Source organism: Kribbella sp. NPDC055071 (assembly GCF_053608045.1).
In genome coordinates, this window is sequence record NZ_JBSGUS010000006.1 from 317771 (window position 1) to 334887 (window position 17117).

Genomic DNA, 17117 nt, shown 5'->3' on the forward strand with positions numbered 1-17117 from the left:
ACAACCGCTGACTGCTTTCTCGGCAATTCGGCCAAGCCGACGGTCGGCTCACAACAGTCCCCGACAGTTCACTCTGCGCATGCGGCTGGATGGAGCTATCTCTGTGCCACCGGGACTTCGCCGGCGAGAACGACCTGTCCTGACGAGGCCGGCCCGCCGCCCTCCTTCTGCACGGTCACGGTGATCATCGAGTACTCCGACAGCCCGACGCCGGACCAGAGAATCACCGGATCAACCCCCTTGCGAAGGTGGAACGTACCGATCGCGACGCTTCCTCTGCTCCCCTTCACCCACGCTTCGTAGTACTGCCCATCGCCGGCCGGCGGGAGTCCTCTCACATCGAGCTTGATCTCCACTCCAGAGGACGTGTCGTGGATGTGGACCCGAGCCTGAGCCTGCGGAGCAAGCGCCGTACCGGCCAACGTCAGCTCGCGGCCTGATCCTCCACTGATCGCAACCGCAGCGACGACCCCGGTAGCTGTTGCTGCCACCACCAAGCCGGCTGCTGCGAGAAGGATCGGCCGGCGACGACGTTTGTGCGGCTCGATCGGCGCCGACGTACCCGCGCCGCCGAACAACTCGAAGCGAATACGCTCCTCCAGATCGCCCGGCGGCTCGGCCCACACGACATCTTTCCGCAACAGGTCGTCAACGGCCGCTAGTTCATGATCTTCAGCCATCGGTCTCGTCCTGCCTTCTCGGTATAGTCCTTGCCCAGGTCGCTCACGCCTGTTACATAGGCCGTACGGCTCACAAGTGAGACACAATTACTACGGTATTGCTTGCCCGAACGGATCGGCTGGTCACAGAACTCTCAGCCAACTCCGGGTCCGAACGAACGCTTCACCTGCCCGACCGCTCCGACCTCACGCTTGATCACCAACTACTGGCGTACGGGTCGATCCAGCTGTCGACCAGTCGAGGATCCGGATTGACCACCTCGACCGGGTGCCCGTACCCCGGGCCAAAATACACGGCACGGAGATAAGAGCTCGTAGTAATTCGGAGCGCTTCGACCTTGTTCGTATTCAGGTCAACGATTCTTGACATGCCCGTACGCCAGAACACGTAGTAGTCGACCCCGTCACCACTGATCGCGTTCACTCGCGTGAGACCCGTCATGACCTCAATTTTACTGAAGGCGGTGTCAACGACCGGCCGCATCCACAGAAACGGCGATTCCATGTGGTAGACCCTGGAGTCGTTAGGCCCGAAGCCATCAGGAGCCATGTGCACGCCGTTCCACCGCTCGTTCCCGACGGTGGTGACCGATTGTCCACCTATTTCACGCCGAGACCATCGCATCAGCAGATTCCCGCTTTCGAAGCTGTGCGCCGCCACGGGCCGGATGATCGCGGACGGCCAACCGTCCCCGTAGGTCGTTCGCCAGAACAACCCGAAGGCATCGGGCGTGTTCAAAGTGGACAACGACCATTCATGACCGAGTCGCGCCGTCGCCTGCCACCGGAACGGCCCGGTCCGACGATAGGCACCATCATTTATTCTGGCGTATTGATAGTAATAGCCACCAGGCCAGCCATTGAATGTACGATCACTGGTGAAGACTTGGAAGGACGCGGTCGCCTTGTCGTAGATTCGCAGGAAGTTCATCCATCCATCATCAGGCGTCCTGAAGACCAGAGCCGCATCGTCCGTAGATGAATCATTGACCCTGAATCTCGCAGCGACTCCGCCTGAAATGTCCGCATACTGGCCAGAATTCATTCTGAACAGCAGGGTCAGACGGCACGGCGTTCCGTCGACTGTAATCTCGTAGTCCGTCGTCGCGAGGTCGGCGTTGGCCGTTGCGTCACCAGCCGGACCGATTCCAGTCAACCCCAGGCCGAGCCCGCCCGCAACACCTAAGACTCGGCGCCTTGAAACTGATCTCTCTGACATGGTCTTCGTCCCTACTATGAAGTGGCGGATCACAAGGAGATACGACTCATCAGCGGCGGGCGGATCGCCTGCGCCACAGCTGGATCGGCCGTGGACGGCTTTTCAGCAGGGGCCAAGACGGCTCGAGCATTGATGCGGTAGCGGCCCGGCGGTTGGCCATGAAAACGGCGGAAGGTTCGGGCAAAGGCGAACTCAGAGTCGTACCCGACTCGGTCGGCGACGACCGATATCGGATCCGCGCCATCCCGTAGCAGCACTGCTGCCGCTATCATCCGCCAGCGGCCGAGGTACGCCATCGGCGGCTCCCCGGTCAGTACCGCGAATCGACGCGCAAACGCCGACCGAGACATACCCGCCTCGCTCGCGAGTTGAGCCACGGTCCAGCGTCGGTCGGGCGCGTAGTGCATCAACCTCAGCGCTTTGCCGAGCTCAGGATCGAGAAGCGCCCCGAACCACCCAGCAGCGTCGTTCCCTCGCTGCTGCTGCCACGATCGCAGGATATAGACGAACAACACATCAACGAGTCGCCCTTTAACGTCTTGTGCGCCGGGACCTGAACCGTCAACTTCGGCAGCAAGCAGCCGCACAACCGCATCGAGCGCTTCACGACCGGTGCCGTGCGCTGCCGGCAAGTGCACGAGTCGAGGCAGGCCGGACAGCACCGGATGGCTCAGACCGGCACCGAATTCGTAGACCCCGCAAAGAAAGACCGTCTCCTCGCCAGGCCCACCGACGATGACGGCGCCGCCTTCGCGAGGTGGGACACCCCCAAACGGAATCGTCGAGCTATCGGGCTCGTTTCCGACGGAGTACGGCCCACTGTGCGGCAGGAGCGTCACATCGCCTTCTGTCAGGCGAATGGGTGCGGAGCCATCGTCGAGCCTCAGCCAGCAGCTCCCGCGAAGCACGATGTGAAAGCTTGCGCCTTCAGACCCGTCAAAGCGCAGTCCCCACGGTGCGCCCGCGACCAGTCGACCGGCGACGCCACCGCCCAGGCCGGTCACGGCCAGCACATCGCTCAAGACGTCAACCATTGAATCCTCCGGTTTCTGACAGACGATCTGCAAGGAATCGCGGTGTTTTCGTCATGGCTCCCTCCCGCCGTGCCGCCATAGCCTCGCCGTAGGTTCTGCACCAGGACAGGTGCGGACGAGACCGTCCGGAGGGACACATTGTCGAAATTCATCCGAGCCGCAAACCCCGGAGGCCGGCGTGAGTGAGCAAGTGCAAGCGATGACCGCGCCCGTACCGCATTCGTCACCAATGCCCGACTCCCTCGAAGGCAAGACCGTCGTACTAGTGGGCGGAAGCTCTGGGATCGGTCTAGCCACCGGCGCGCTCCTGCGCGCGGCGGGTTCCCGCGTCGTGCTCGTTGCCCGTGACCACCTCCGACTGGCTGCCGCTGAAGCAACCGTTCGAAAGACCGCACCCGGACCAGGTATGGACCCGACGGTGGCCACCCGGATTGCGGACGCCACCGACGAGGACGCATTGACTCGCGCGCTCGAATCCGTGGACGCGGTCGACCACATTCTGGTCACCGCGGGAACCTTCGCAATGGGGCCGCTGAGCAGGGTTGATCGGCAATCCGGATCCGCTGTGGTGGACAGCCGGCTTTGGTCCGCGTACGCCGCCGCCCGCATTGCGCAATCACGACTCCCTGCCGGCGGTTCGCTCACCCTGATGTCCGGCGGCTTCGTCGAACGTCCGGCGCCGGGAACAGCACTTGCCGCAGCGGGAGCAGGCGGAATCGAAGCCCTGACCCGTGGCCTGGCAGTTGAGCTCGCCCCGCAGCGGATCAGGGTGAACACGATCCGCGCGGGGAGCACTGACACACCGTTGATCCGGGGATTTCTCGGTCATGGTGCCGACTTGGACAGCGCCGCCGCAGACGCCGCGATCGCCGCGTACGGCGCCGGCTCGCCACTCGGCCGGCTGGCAACTCCGCACGAGATTGCGGCGGCCGCACTGTTCTTGATGGCGAACCCATATGTCACCGGCAGCATCCTTGTCGTCGACGGTGGAGAGAATCTCGTCTGAAGCGCAGGAGCGAGGCCGACTCTGATTCGCCTCAGACCCCTGCTGCATAGACAGGTACGAGTGATGTGCTGGATTTGGTTCGCCACTGCACTAACAGGCGTCGGCGAACCGATTCGGCGGCGAGCTGCGTATGCCCGTTGACATCGATCGGCAGAAATTGCGATAGCGGTCCGGCTAGGTGACTGGACGGTCCAGTCGATCGCAGGCTCCTGAGAAACAAGGATTCACAACCATGACACCCAACACCGAGCAGATATCGGCCGCCAAAGCCATCTGCGAACGGTCCATTCATCTGATGGGCGCAGGCACTCTTGAAGAGTTCAAGGCCGTCTACCACCCGGACGGGACCAACCGTGAAGCCGTTGACGAACCGCCGGCGGCCCGAGGAACCGGTCCCGAGGCGTACTACGCCACCGCACTGTGGCTCCGCGAGGCTTACGACAACTTGCGGTGGGAGGTTCACGAGGCGGTCGCGGAGGGGGACGTCGTCGTCCTCCACACGACGATGCACGGGCAGCAGGTGAAGCCCTTCGTCTCCTACGACGCTGACGGCAAGCCTGCACAAGCGTTCCCTGCCACGGGTCGCACTCTCGCAGTAACGCAATCACACTGGTTCCGCGTTCGGGACGGCTTGGTCTTCGAGCACTGGGCCAACCGCGATGACCTCGGAACAGCAACCCAGCTCGGCTGGATCCCGCCGACACCCGTCTTCCTTTTCCGGATGTTCCTGGCCACCCGCCGCGCACGCGCGGCCGCCCGCTCGAGCTCATGACTCAACGCAAGTAGCCGCGCGGCCGCCCTGACGGCAACCACACAGGACGGCCGCGCGTGCGTGTCAGCGTGAGTTGAGACCAGCGCACCGGACCTCCAGCCGCCTAAGCGGCGCAGATGACGGCGTCTCGGAGGGCTCCCTGAGGTCGGCATCACGCCCCGGGCGGCGGCGGCGTTGACAGATGTCTCACGGGCCGGCCCGTACCGGCGGTGGGCTGGGTGGTGACGCCGGCCAATCAGCTCACCGCCGGTGAACGCGACCAGTCCTGGCTGTGCTGAACGGCGCCGACTTCATCGACGGCACTGCGTGACTATCCCGGCGGCAGATCCGGCTACTGACGCGACGGTTCCGCCGAGGTTGCGACTGGTGAGGGCACAGCGTTTCGTAGCAGCACTTCGGCACTCGCCCCCAACACCCAGTCATCGAGCTCGTGCTCCTCAGGCCTACTACCTCAAGCCGAGCGGAACCGGCCATGACGGCCGGACCGTTGCGCGGCTCTGCGCCGCGGGGAAGGGCTCGGTGTCGTCGATACACGTACTCCCGGTCGGAGGGAGGGTGAGGTTGTCGAAATACGCCGTCAAGGCGTCGAGAACGCAAGCGTTGAAGGATGGCACGGCACCATGACCGGTCGAGTTGAAGGTCAACAGTCGGGCGTTGCCGAGGTCAGCGGTGAGACGCTCGGACCAAACGAACGGCGTCGCAGGGTCGTAGGCACCGCCGATAACCAGGATCGGCGCCGATCCAGCGTTGCGGATCTTCCCCCGGAACGCATCCCGGTCTTCGACCGGCCAAAGTGCCGCCGGCAGATCGTCGTACCCGTAGCTCCACCAGAAGTGCCTGAACAGTGCATAGTTGTGACGAGTCGCGGCAGCGTAGTCGGCGATCTTGCGCGAGAACTGCTGATCCACGGCCATCACGGCCGATCCGGTCGCATCCGTCAGAAACCCGTCAAGGGCTACGATTCCAGCCGGGTCTCCTGCCGAGATTCGCACCAAGGCGTCGGCGAAAGCCGGCCACAGGTCCTGCCCATAAAGTGCACCGCCAGCAGCGATGAGGACCTCGTCGCCCGACACCGGGGCGGGATGATCGGGTTCTCCCGACGGCAAGGGAGAGCGGTTGAGCTTGCGGATCAGCGCATCGAAGGCGGCCTCAGGATCTGCGCCTCCGAACCCACAGCGAGCAGCCGCACAGGCAGCGAAGAACCTGTCCAACACGTCTTCGAACGAGGCGGCCTGCTCTTGGCCGTAGTCGGTCGGACGGTCGTAGTACATCTGCGCGTCAACTGCACTGTCCAAGAGGAGTGCACGGCTCTTTCCTGGGAACATGCTGGCGTAGGTTGCACCCAGGACCGTGCCGTAGGAAAGCCCGTAGTAGTTGAGTTTCTTGTCGCCGACGGCGGCGCGCAACAAGTCCAGGTCGCGCGCGACGTTAGCAGTACTGATGTGCGCCAGCAGATTCCCGCTGTGCTTGAGGCATTCCTGCCCCTCCTCTTTGGCTGCACGAACGAGCGCCTGCTCGTCGGCCGTCTCGGGCCTCACGAAGCGCACCGGTTCGCTACTGGGCTTTGATGGCCCGCAGTTGACTGTGGGTTTGCTGCTGCCGACTCCACGTGGGTCGAAGCCGATCACGTCGAAGCGGCTCAGCAACTGGAATGCTGGCGGAGGCGCCGTACGAACGAAGTCGACACCGGAACCACCTGGTCCACCGGGGTTCATAAACAGCGAGCCAATGCGATGTGCCTGATCGATGGCCCGCTTGCGGATCAACGCCAGTTCGATCTTGGTGCCCTGCGGCTTGCGATAGTCCAACGGCACAGACGCCGTCGCGCACTCGAAGCCGTCATCGCAGGCTCGCCATTTCAAGAACGGAACCGACGGAGACCCGGCCGCCTCGGCGACGATGCCACTGGAGAGGAGCACGACAGCCAGTACGGCGTACAGTCCGCGCTTTCGAAAGATCCTCATCCGGATCCCTTCTGCTAGTGGCTACCAGAAGCCGTTGTCGAAGGTTGCCTGGACCGATGAACGGCATCGAGATCGGCCAGTGCCCATCTCCTCGACCCCCTCCTATGCGTTACGCCGCCATACCGTCCATCGGTTCTCATGCTGCGAAACCGGCCATGAGCAAGCCGCACCTTCCTGCGGCGACCGGCGTGAGTGAGCGAACCGATTCGGCGGCGAGCTACGTACGTCTGCTGACATCGTCGAAGAATTGAAGGAAAACAATGAATGCGCCGTCGTGGCGCTCTCGGATCGCAAGCCTCCTATCGACCAGCGGGCACGAGACGACTACCGCTGTACTCCCCGGCCTGCTCGCCGGTCTGCATCCATCGGTTCCCCTTGCATTGAGCCTCATCGAAGCGGCCGGCAACGGAGCACAGGGCATTGCTCGCTTCCTCGGTGCGGAGCTCGGCGGGCGGACGCCTCACCGCAGGCGGCGACTGTCGACCTTCGGACATCTCGGTATCGGGTTGAGCAGCTCACTCCTGGCACTCGCAACCTCCGTAGCCCAGATATCCATCTTTCGAGTCGGCTCGTACGCCGCACGCGGCCTGCGAAGCCCGCTCAGACATGGCCAAGCCATCGAAGCGACAAGCCCGCTGCGTGCCGGACGTGCCGTCGGCTTCGAGCGGTCCGTTTCACATGCCGCAGCCGTCCTCGGACCGCTGGCTGCTGCCGGGCTGATGTTTGTGTTTTCTCCGCGGGCAACGATCGCCCTGTCGATCGTGCCCGTGACCATCGCCCTGCTGCTGACAACTCGAGGACTTCAAGGGGATCAGCCAGGGGTCGTCCCAGAAGCGTCGTTGCGAGCACGGCTTCATCAGCTGCGTCACGGCCGACTCGGTCGGCACCTCGCTGCGGTCACGGCGTACCAGCTGTCAAGTATCGCCCCGGCTTTGCTCCTCCTGCGATCTGCGAAGGTCCTCGGCGGATCATTCACCTCGACGGAACTGCTGCAGGTGGTCGCCCTCTTCTATGCAGTGTTCCAAGCTTCCGCGGCAGTCAGCTCGAACTGGTGCGGCCGGCTGGTCGACATGTTCGGGACCAGCCCAGTCATCTCTTTGGCCTCCATGGCGCTCCTGGGCTCCTACCTAGGGTTTGCCCTGGCCCCGAAGGGCGCCTTGCTGCCCATCACGATCTGCTTCGTTCTCGCCGGTTCCGCTGCCGGCGCAGTCGAGACCGCCGAGATCACCGGCATCGCCCGCTATGCCCGGGCCGAATCGACCTGGACCGCCCTCGGCGTCCTGACTGCAATCCAAAGCTTCGGCCGCATGATCGCGACCGCCGTCGCCGGCCTCCTGTGGACGACCGTCCAGCCAGCCGCAGGCCTGCTCTACTGCACCCCTTTGCTACTCCTCGCGACCGCCCTGTCCTATCCCCACGAGGTGAGAAAGGCCGACTGAAAGTGATGAGGACCTGGGCCCACGGCGGAGGTCCTCATCACGCGGCGACGCGACGGCGCTCAGTTCAGCTTCACAGGAACCCACTCCTGCGTATGACGTTTCGCTGTACTGAGAGGCATCTGGAGCGGAAAGTGGCCGGCGACGGGGTTCGTCTCGATGACCATCTTGCTGTTGACATTCCTGAGCACCTTGAAGAACACATGCGGGCCAGGGGTCGTGGTGGACGTCTGCTCGAGGGTCCACTGCTGCGACGGCTGTCCACTGAACGGCCGAACCACGATTGGCATGCCCTCCGTCTTGGAGGCGTCCAACACGTCCAGGCATCCGATCGCGAAGCCATTACTGGCACCCCAACTGCAGATGTACGAACCGTTCGGTGCCTCGAATACCTCCCAGCGTTGACTGTTTGGGAGCGGCCACTGCACAGGGCGCACAACCGTCCAGGCAGTGGCAGTGTTTGGAGGTGCCGGGAGCGACGTCATGGTGAAGGCCGGCCCCGCCGGGCTGTTGAGCTTGTACGTTCCGGGCGGAAGCTTGAAGACCGTTGTCGCCGAGGCCGGCTGGATTGCTGCGGCAAGGAAGCTCGTACTGATCACCGCGCCGACGGCGAATCTGAGCGAACGCCTGAGCATGCGATTCTTCGTTGACATCAAGGAGACCTCATTCATCGTCGCGGCCGCCGACTATGACTAGGCGGCCTACCAGTCACTCGACAGCCAGTACGACGCGGCCCTCCCCTTCAGTTCGGGGCCCCGCGTGATCGGTCGGCGCTGCGTTGATGGTCGTGCTTGCCTATGGCATCGATCGAAGTGCCCCCAGGAAACCTTGGCGATCCACAGAACCGACTGAGGCGTCACGGCCGTACTACTGCGGGACAGGCATCGGCACCTGTTACGAACAGAGGCGACCCATGGTCATGCGCTGGTCGCGTTTCAGGTCCGATTCAAAGACAAGGGAGAAGATGACCAAGTCAACTGCTCGTTCTCGCGTGGCCGGCATCGCGGCCGGAGTCGGCGCGCTATCGCTGGCACTGGGAGGCGGCACTCTATTCCTGGCCGGACCGGCAGCAGCGGAGTCGTCGACAACTACGACTAACACCGGCCGGCCCCCAGAAAGCGGCATCATCAAGATCGACGGCATCCGGATGACGGATGAGGTCAAAAGGCCGATAACCCATGAGGGCTGCGACTTCGTCATCACCTTCTTCAACTTCGGTCGAGTCAACAACGCCTCGGTCAGCTTCGCCGAAGACGGAGATGCAGTCGAGGAAGTACGCGGGGACTTGAGTCCGTTCATCGGGGATGACGAAGCCCTCGGAGAGGGTGATCGTGATGGCCGCTACGAGTACCGGCTCGTGCTGAAAGACCCCGTACCTGACTCCGTCGATCTGGGCATCTTCGTCCGGGCCGACGGTACGGAGGGGAAGGATGACAAGTCGGCGTCCTTTCGGGTGACGGGCTGCGATGTGACGCCGCCGAGCACGCCGCCAACTGAGCCACCCAGTACGCCGCCGACGAGCCCTCCCACCGAGCCGCCCAGCACACCGCCAACCGGGTCGCCATCGACGCCCCCAACTGAGTCGCCGTCGACGCCGACAGAACCGCCGGCCACTCCGACGCAGCCGCCGGGTTCGCCCTCTGCTCCCCAGACCTCGGTGTCGGAGCCGGAGCCGTCCGGCCCAGCGGTTCCGACCGCGATCGACGCAGGTCTGGTGGACTCGTCGGATGACCGACCGAGCGATGGTTCGTCAACGCCGGCTGGCATCGGACTCCTTGCAGTTGGTGCCGTTCTGCTCGCCGGTGGCGGCGCAATCTCGTTACGACGTCGCGGAAAGCACAACAGCTGAGATCCGCACATCGCCGCCAGCCCTCGCGCCTTCTCAGGCATGCGGGCTGGCGGCATTGTCGCGTCCAGAACCGTCTGGGCGCTGACGCCGTATTCCTCATAGCCGGGCAAACGTCCCACGAGGAGATTCGAAATGAAACCCGTTCTGTCAAGCCTCCGACGAGTGCTCGCCAAACCGTCGATGGGAGCCGGACGGCCATGCGGCTGCCATCCGCGATGGATGCTGTCCCGTTGCTGACCTTCCTCGGCTATGCCTCGCCTCGCGACGCTGATCTCGTCGGACACATGGACGTCCCGTGGTACGCATCGAGGTTCGACGAGGCAACCTGGCACGTCATGTCGGCCGCCGGGGTCTCGGAACGGTATATGCGCACCAATGGTCGGGGGCTGGTCGCCATCCGCCAGTGTCTAGACCTTCTTCAGACAGTTCGAGCTGGGGAATCAATCGCAATCTATTCCGAGATCGTCAGCGTCGGCCAGAAATCGATCGCGATGGCCCACCGCATGCAGCGAGCGGACGGCACAGCTGTAGCCACCGCCGAAACGACAGGAGTCCATATAGACACCGTCAGCCTCCTGTCGTGCGCTCTGCCAACAGACATCCTCAAGCAGGCAAGCGCTCTCTGTTCTCCGCAGAACTGATCAAGTTGGCTGCTGCGTACTGGAAGTGGGCGCGCACCATGACGTGCGCCACCTTGGTTCGCGTTGCACGAAAGCGGAGGATTCCATGTCCATCGGAGACCGACTTGCCCGACCCGTGTGCACGACGATCGCCTTGCTGACGCTGGCTGCGTGCGGTACCAATCCAACCGACCAGCGGGCGGACAAGCAAGCCGCGCCGATTCCGTCAGCGCAATCCAGCCAACCGGCTGGTGGGCCGACCGAGGAAGCGGTGTCGCCGCAACCGACAACCAAACTCTCCCCTGGACCGGTTGCGCTTTCTGTGCGCCAGGCCGACCTCAAGGGCCTCAAAGCAGGCATCGTGACTGCGAATGGCTGGACGGCGTACCGCTTCGAGTTCGATACGCCCAAGCCATCGCGGTCGGTCTGTATGAACGATTGCTTCGATGTCTGGCCGGCCATCACCGTCAACGACGCCTCGGAGATCACCGTGCAGGGCGTCGACCGTGCGATCATCGGGACTCTCAGGCGCCCCGACGGGTACCTACAGGTGACGCTGAATGGTTGGCCGCTCTATCGCTACAAGCCAGACAAGACACACGACGACGCCAAGGGCGAAGGCATCGGCGGTGGAAACTGGTCGACGGTCGGGCCCGACGGCAAACCAGTTATCAAAAAGGGAAGCATTCCAAAGAGCTAGCCCCGCGAGCGGCAGCACGTTCTGACGACTCGAGACGTGTCGTCCCGGTCCGGTTAACGACGAATCACGCGCTGGCACGGGTTCAGGTGACGCCCAAGGGATCTGCGGCCGGGCAGCTGCGGACCGGCGGTTGGTGGTGGACCTCCGGCCGGTGGTCGTGGGCTGCGCAAGTACTGGCGGGCCTGACGCTGCTCGACTACCAGTCCAACAGATCTCGTTCGCCGCTCGACTACAGCCATCCTCCTGCCGACCGTGGTCCTCAATGGCTCGATGTGCCGCCAAGCAAACGCCAGGTCACGCTCGAGGTTCTGCTGCCTCATAGCCAGCCGCTTGCCGTGCGCACACACGCGGTGGATCAGCGCCCAAGTTACAGGCCGTCCTCATCTTCCGGCCCCTCCTGGTGCCCTACTCCGCTGCTGGTTCCCCTGGCGGGCCTCACCGTCGTTGCAATCTGCCGCGACGCTTCAGGTGTCATTCTCTGGGGCCGCTCCTTGCGGGTTCGCTGCGGTAGCCTGGATTTGTGCTGCTGCCCCGGCTATGACGACGAAACCGGGGCAGCAGCTGGGCGGCGCGGGTGGTGGGGGTAAGCCGGCGCCTGCCTCAATAGTAAATACGGTACGAGAACCTAGAGCGGTTCAAATCGCCGACCGATTCACCTGGTATTTCGGTTCACGAGATAATTCTTCCTACGGCTTCGCGGACTCCGGGAATTAACGGGCGGATTGGACCATCTGGACAGCTGGTGGCAGACCATCCACGGTGGGTCGTAATCGCGGGCACCAGCCTCGTTGCGCCACTGATCGGGTTGATGTAGTTCACCGTGCTCAACGGATCGATATCGGCGCATTTCACCACGCGCGCCAGCACTCGGATCAAACTGTCAAGGGCGGCTGGCGTCACCGCTTCAGTGGCGAGGTCGCTCAATAGCGCGATTCCGACATTCCCAGCATTGAACCCTCCTACATGACCTCCGCCGTACACCTCGTCTATGGCGCCGACCGCCGTACGATCATCTGTCACGCGGCCTGCTCCGGCATATCTGCCTTCGTAGACCGTGCCAGTCTTGTCGATCAGGAAGTGATACCCGATGTCTCCGCGGTCTTCAGCGACTGTGTGGAAGACGTAGAGCGCGCGCAGGTTCGACGTGTAGTCCAGATCATTAGCCGGCGAGACCACGTGATGGATTGTGATCGTTTGGATACGGTTTTTGATCTGTGGAAGCAGCTCAGTCCCGTAAGGAGTGAAACGCAATCTCTCGTCGGCGCCCCAGCCAGCTCGGCTGACGTACTGCAATCCGTCTACCCGTGAGTCTCCCGCAAATGGCGCAGAAGGTATCCCAGCTGAGGTGTTGACGGCTATAGCGCGGAAGTCGCACATATTGGACGCTGGCTTCAGCTGATACGAGAGGGCGCGGTGAATTGGCAAGAGCGCCCCGCGACGGCCACCGTTGGCCGGATCGCCGGCTCGGAACGGCCGCCACGGTCCCCAAGCCGCGTCACGGTGGCGCAGCCGCAGTAGGCCACCGCGGCGAACGCCGGACCATGTGAGGCAGAGATAGTCCATCCGGAACCCTGGAGTGCCTAACAGCATGTCGGGACCGGAAAACCACGTCAGAGTCTCCGGAACGGCGGCCTCGTGGCGGCCAGTGGCGCCAACGACTCTCAGTTCCATGAGAACTTTCTACGCTTGGCTCATGAGCTAGCCATCCGTATCAGTTGCCCATTTTGCATCTGAGACAGAGATAGCAATCTGCGGCGCCACCCACCGTTGCAGGGTGACGCCGCAGACCATCGAGTTAACTGTGAGGATCAGCCGGCCGCCGCCTGCTTTCCTTCGGGACTGAGAGCATGCCAGGTGCCCTTCAGGCCCTCGCCGAAGACATCGCCAGGCTTCTTGTCCTTGACGAATCGATAGAGCGGCCAGCCACCGAGGGTCGCTTGGACATCCTTGTCTCGTCGCACCACGGTACTGAGTTTGGCCTGATCTACCCCGGCTCCCGCCAATGGTTGCCCACTTTTCACGTAGACCGGGACCCAGGCCGTCAGACACTGTTCGGAGTTGCAGACCGACTTCGGCGGGTCAGTTCCATCGAGCACCGACAAATACACGGTGAACCCGTTCGCATCCACCGCCGTCGGGCCAAGCTTCGTCGTTCCGGCCTTGATCACTACCTCACCATCAGCAGGTGGCACGGCGGATTCCACCGGCTGACTCGCGGGCGGCGTATCAACAGTCTCGACGGGCTGACTCGGTGCTGCGGATTCAGGTGGCTGCGGTGGAGTGGTCTGAGTTACCGCCGGCGCCGGCGGAGGCGCCGCCACGGGGGCTGACGTCACTGTGTTGCCCACTACTGGGCTGAAGGCAGCAACAGCAACCGTTGCCCCAATCACCCAGATCGTCGTTGGAAGGTTCTTCAGCACGATGTCTCCTAAGCCTTGAAGACGCCGTCGCCGCGCTGCTGGATCGAGACAGGGGGAAGTGGCTTCTTCGCCGGCCCCGAAACCGGCTGTCCGCTACCTGCGTCGAACTTGCTCTTGTGACAGGGACAGTTGATCGTTCCGTCGCGGACCTCGGTTACGGTGCACCCTTGGTGGGTGCAGATCGCCGAGAAGGCGGCGACCTTACCGCTCTGATCTTTGGTCAGTACCACCCGCTGCTGCGAAAGAATCACGCCACCGCCGGCCGGGATGTCGGACACCTTCGCCAAGGGTGGCTGAGCAGGTTCGGACGCAGGCGCCGATTGGGTGCCGGCGGGTGCATCCGGACTGGTCGGTGCCGATGCCGCACCGGTCGCCTGCGGTTGGGTGCTCGCGGTCGGTGGAGCGGATTGCTCCACGACGCATCCACTCAGGATCGCGGCACCAGCTATCGCGCTGCCGGCGGCGAGAATCGTACGGCGATCCATCGCCTCGCTTGACTTGACCATAGGAAGCTCCTTGATTAGATGAAGATCTGGTAGCGCTCGTGACATTGGGCACCGGCCGACGAGTGATTGGTCGCGCGAGGTGCTGGACTAACGCTCGCGAGAGGTCACCGCAGCGGGACACCTGGCTGGGTGAAGTACCACAGCGCCGCGGAAGCCCACGCGGCGACGAGGAGGACGAACAGGACACCTCCTGTGGCTGGAAGCGACCACCCCGGCATCCGCTTCGCCCGCAGAGCCAGCATCTTGGTCGTGAAGGCGCCATAGAACGCGCAGCCGACAAACGAGTGGATAGCGGTCCGCGCATCAAATGTGCTGTACCCAAGACTCCAAAGGCAGTGATAGGCCACCGGCAGCGTGGCCACGAACGCGATCGTGCCGCTCCAGCGGTGCAAGGTGCCCAGGTAGGCCGGCGCCGGCTTCGTCGTTGGGAGTTTGCCCCACATCCACCCCGCCGACAGGATCTGAAACACCGCGAAAGCTACTGCGACCGTGGCCAGCCACGCCTTCATCGGACTCATTTCGGTGAACCCGATGATCAGGCCAAGTGGCCGGCCCGTCGGTACGTGCGTTCGACCGTAGATTCCCAGTGACAGGGCGACGAGCGCTCCGACCACTGCGAACCCCAGCAACAGCAAAACGGCCGGGCCGCCGCCGTCAGCGGTCTTCTTGGCCTGCTCTCGTTCAGGAACATCTTTCGCAGCGTCCGTCTGCGTTTCATCGGCCGGCTCATCAGCAGGCATCTCAACAGTCGCGTCCGCATCCACGGCGTGATCCCCTTCAGTAGCGATGACTTCGCAACTGATACGGCTGACCGACGGCGCGCGGTTCCTGTGAATAGTTTCCCGATCGGCCGGATCAGCTGTTGGAGATCCGCCGGGCGGTCACAACCGCATTGCTGAGATAAGACGTCCCGTCCCACTCGGAGCAGGTGACCAGTACGAGTCTGCCGGCAACTGCCTGGTCGAAGAGCCGGGTCGCCTGGGTTGCCAACTCCTGCTTTCGATAAATGGCAGAGTCGGTGACCTGGTACCGGAGTTCGCCGCGGGATGTCGTCACGACGATCAACGCTCCCACGCGAAGCTTCTCGAGGTCGTCGAAGGCACCGACGCCGTTGTGTACAGCGTGACCTGTGACTACGGCCGATCCACGGGCGGCTCCGGGCAACGCTCCTCCAGACCACCAGCCCACCTTCTGTGGGTCGGACGGAGGCGACAGCTCACCGTTACGAATCGCAATGTCGACGACCGGTACTCGAAGTGACAGCTGCGGTATCAGGATCAGCCGCGGGGTAGCTGGCTTCGGTGAGATGTGAGGATGCTGTGTCGTCTCTTCTGGCAGCGCCCTGTCCGAGCTTGGCAGCGCCGCCACCGATGTCGAGCCAGCGGGACGTGAGTCGTGCCCGAGCGCAATTGCGGCACCTGTTACGAGTACCAGGACGCCGGCGATCATCGTCAGCCGTCGGAGCAGGAACGTTGGCCTTCTCCGCCGATGTCGGCCATACCCCATTTCAGGCACCGTTCTTGCTGCACGGGACCGAGGCGTCCCTTACCACCTTGAGCGACTGTCAGTGGAGATACGTTGAGCAAGCCATCGACGGATCGGCACAACTCATGCCCACCGCCGACGATCAGGCGGTTCTGCTGCTCGGAAGCAGATGGTCGCCGCTCGTTGACGGCCGCTGGCCGGGAAGGTCACGCAGGTCCCTGAGGGAATCGGCCAACTTGCGATAGGCCCGCCACGTTCGACTCTTGACCGTACCCAGGGCGATGCCCAGTCGCCCTGCGATCGCGGTCTGCGGGAGGCCCTCGAAATGAGCCATCTGAACGACCAGACGCTCGTCGGGACTCAGACCGTCCAGGGCTTCGCGGACTCGCCAGGCCTGCCAGGTCGCCTCGATTTCCGGTCCTTCACTGACAAGGCCCATCGCGACCTCTGACGATCCGTCGATCGGCACGCAGTGCAGCGCTTTCCGCTCACGTCGGTAGACGTCGATCGCCGCGCGACGCGTGATCGTGAACAACCAGGCACCGAGATCCCTCGCAGGATCGAATATGCCCGCAGCCTGCCACGCGCTCACGAACGAACGCTGAACGGCGTCCGCGGCGAGCTCGCGGTCCCCGAGAACGCTCAGCGCAGTCGTGAACATTGGTCGCGAGTACAACCTGTAGATCTCGGCGAAGGCGGTCTCATCGCCGCGATGGAATCGTTCTGCCAGATCTTGTCTTGCGGTATCAGTGGACACGGAGCAACCCCCACAGCACTGTGTCTGAAACAGCGGGCCAAGCAGGTTCGGCGCGCCCTACACACTGAGCACTGCAGAGCGCACGACGCCAGAACCGGCTTGCACCTCAAGATCCCATCGGGCTCGCGCACCTACATCGGTGTGAACTACCTATCTGCCCACCGAAGGCCGACTACCCATACCGACGGGTCAGATCGTCTTGAGGCGGAAGGTCGTGTTGCCGCTCGCTTCGAGAACAAATTCACGGCCTGCCCCTGGCTTGAACGTGAGGAAGAAGGGCGCGAAAGCCGAGGTGTTCTTGAACTCGAAGATCGAGCCACCCCGGTCGATCATTTCCCAGACCTGGCTGTTACTGGTATCGGCTGGCGAGGTCCCGATCGACTGCCCACGACCCGGGAATCCGAAATTACTGTACGCCCCTGAGCTCTCGAGAACGATCTTCTCCGAATCCAACTGAAACTGGTGGCCGCTGACCGTCCGATTGTTCAGGATCATGACGGCCGGGTGCCCGTTTATCGTGCGAGCTACGCCATCGTCATCGCGGGCCCGAATGATCCTCCATCGCTCGCGGGAGCTAGTGGCGCGTGTCATTAATTAGGTGACGGTTGGTGTTGGGTGAGAATGAGGTATGCCGAACCGTCCTGCTGTTGCGCTGGTGCTTCGTGAGGG

At 63.2% G+C, this 17117-nt stretch carries 19 protein-coding genes; 7 read left to right on the forward strand and 12 right to left on the reverse strand.

Annotated features, from left to right (window positions below):
• Positions 1-95: 95 nt before the first annotated feature.
• The 3 genes from ACWF4Z_RS13500 to ACWF4Z_RS13510 all read right to left on the reverse strand — a co-directional run bounded on the left by ACWF4Z_RS13500 (position 96) and on the right by ACWF4Z_RS13510 (position 2921).
• A complete protein-coding gene (locus tag ACWF4Z_RS13500) occupies positions 96-680 on the reverse strand; it encodes an anti-sigma factor (RefSeq protein ID WP_452243297.1) in 585 nt (194 codons plus the stop codon).
• A 196-nt stretch (positions 681-876) separates the two neighbouring features.
• Positions 877-1611, reverse strand: coding sequence for a hypothetical protein (locus ACWF4Z_RS13505; protein WP_452243298.1), 735 nt, complete (start codon positions 1609-1611; stop codon positions 877-879).
• Between the two features lie 317 nt (positions 1612-1928).
• Complete coding sequence (locus ACWF4Z_RS13510; RefSeq protein ID WP_452243299.1) at positions 1929-2921, reverse strand: AraC family transcriptional regulator; 993 nt, start codon at positions 2919-2921, stop codon at positions 1929-1931.
• A 190-nt stretch (positions 2922-3111) separates the two neighbouring features.
• On the opposite strand from ACWF4Z_RS13510, the gene ACWF4Z_RS13515 reads away from it, so the two are divergent.
• Positions 3112-3939 (forward strand): SDR family oxidoreductase, encoded by an 828-nt coding sequence (locus ACWF4Z_RS13515; RefSeq protein WP_452243300.1) that lies wholly within the window; start codon positions 3112-3114, stop codon positions 3937-3939.
• A 232-nt stretch (positions 3940-4171) separates the two neighbouring features.
• Complete coding sequence (locus ACWF4Z_RS13520) at positions 4172-4711, forward strand: ester cyclase (RefSeq protein WP_452243301.1); 540 nt, start codon at positions 4172-4174, stop codon at positions 4709-4711.
• 446 nt (positions 4712-5157) lie between these two features.
• Here the strand turns inward: ACWF4Z_RS13520 and ACWF4Z_RS13525 are convergent, their stop codons facing one another.
• Positions 5158-6675, reverse strand: coding sequence for an alpha/beta hydrolase (locus tag ACWF4Z_RS13525; RefSeq protein WP_452243302.1), 1518 nt, complete (start codon positions 6673-6675; stop codon positions 5158-5160).
• A 260-nt stretch (positions 6676-6935) separates the two neighbouring features.
• On the opposite strand from ACWF4Z_RS13525, the gene ACWF4Z_RS13530 reads away from it, so the two are divergent.
• Positions 6936-8114, forward strand: coding sequence for an MFS transporter (locus tag ACWF4Z_RS13530; protein ID WP_452243303.1), 1179 nt, complete (start codon positions 6936-6938; stop codon positions 8112-8114).
• A gap of 59 nt (positions 8115-8173) precedes the next feature.
• Here ACWF4Z_RS13530 and ACWF4Z_RS13535 read toward each other — a convergent pair whose 3' ends face one another.
• The gene (locus ACWF4Z_RS13535; RefSeq protein ID WP_452243304.1) at positions 8174-8401 is read right to left on the reverse strand and encodes a hypothetical protein; all 228 of its coding nucleotides are present in this window, start codon (positions 8399-8401) and stop codon (positions 8174-8176) included.
• Between the two features lie 160 nt (positions 8402-8561).
• Between ACWF4Z_RS13535 and ACWF4Z_RS13540 the strand changes: the two genes are divergently transcribed.
• From ACWF4Z_RS13540 to ACWF4Z_RS13555, 4 genes are all read left to right on the forward strand, one after another.
• Complete coding sequence (locus ACWF4Z_RS13540) at positions 8562-8807, forward strand: hypothetical protein (protein WP_452243305.1); 246 nt, start codon at positions 8562-8564, stop codon at positions 8805-8807.
• A gap of 217 nt (positions 8808-9024) precedes the next feature.
• The gene (locus ACWF4Z_RS13545; RefSeq protein ID WP_452243306.1) at positions 9025-9960 is read left to right on the forward strand and encodes a hypothetical protein; all 936 of its coding nucleotides are present in this window, start codon (positions 9025-9027) and stop codon (positions 9958-9960) included.
• Positions 9961-10157: 197 nt separating this feature from the next.
• Positions 10158-10601 (forward strand): acyl-CoA thioesterase, encoded by a 444-nt coding sequence (locus tag ACWF4Z_RS13550; protein WP_452243307.1) that lies wholly within the window; start codon positions 10158-10160, stop codon positions 10599-10601.
• Between the two features lie 85 nt (positions 10602-10686).
• Complete coding sequence (locus ACWF4Z_RS13555; protein ID WP_452243308.1) at positions 10687-11280, forward strand: hypothetical protein; 594 nt, start codon at positions 10687-10689, stop codon at positions 11278-11280.
• A gap of 669 nt (positions 11281-11949) precedes the next feature.
• Here the strand turns inward: ACWF4Z_RS13555 and ACWF4Z_RS13560 are convergent.
• The 7 genes from ACWF4Z_RS13560 to ACWF4Z_RS13590 all read right to left on the reverse strand — a co-directional run bounded on the left by ACWF4Z_RS13560 (position 11950) and on the right by ACWF4Z_RS13590 (position 16943).
• Positions 11950-12573, reverse strand: a complete 624-nt coding sequence (locus tag ACWF4Z_RS13560) for an N-acetylmuramoyl-L-alanine amidase (RefSeq protein ID WP_452243309.1) — start codon at positions 12571-12573, stop codon at positions 11950-11952.
• A 515-nt stretch (positions 12574-13088) separates the two neighbouring features.
• Entirely contained in the window at positions 13089-13700 is a 612-nt protein-coding gene (locus tag ACWF4Z_RS13565) for a COG4315 family predicted lipoprotein (protein ID WP_452243310.1), read from the reverse strand.
• A gap of 8 nt (positions 13701-13708) precedes the next feature.
• The gene (locus ACWF4Z_RS13570) at positions 13709-14206 is read right to left on the reverse strand and encodes a Rieske 2Fe-2S domain-containing protein (RefSeq protein WP_452243311.1); all 498 of its coding nucleotides are present in this window, start codon (positions 14204-14206) and stop codon (positions 13709-13711) included.
• A gap of 104 nt (positions 14207-14310) precedes the next feature.
• Positions 14311-14970 carry a DUF6529 family protein gene (locus ACWF4Z_RS13575; protein WP_452243312.1) on the reverse strand — a complete coding sequence of 220 codons (660 nt, stop codon included), beginning with the start codon at positions 14968-14970 and terminating at the stop codon, positions 14311-14313.
• Positions 14971-15061: 91 nt separating this feature from the next.
• Positions 15062-15712, reverse strand: a complete 651-nt coding sequence (locus ACWF4Z_RS13580) for a class F sortase (RefSeq protein WP_452243313.1) — start codon at positions 15710-15712, stop codon at positions 15062-15064.
• A gap of 121 nt (positions 15713-15833) precedes the next feature.
• A complete protein-coding gene (locus ACWF4Z_RS13585; RefSeq protein ID WP_452243314.1) occupies positions 15834-16448 on the reverse strand; it encodes an RNA polymerase sigma factor in 615 nt (204 codons plus the stop codon).
• A gap of 189 nt (positions 16449-16637) precedes the next feature.
• Complete coding sequence (locus ACWF4Z_RS13590) at positions 16638-16943, reverse strand: hypothetical protein (protein WP_452243315.1); 306 nt, start codon at positions 16941-16943, stop codon at positions 16638-16640.
• Between the last annotated feature and the right edge of the window lie 174 nt (positions 16944-17117).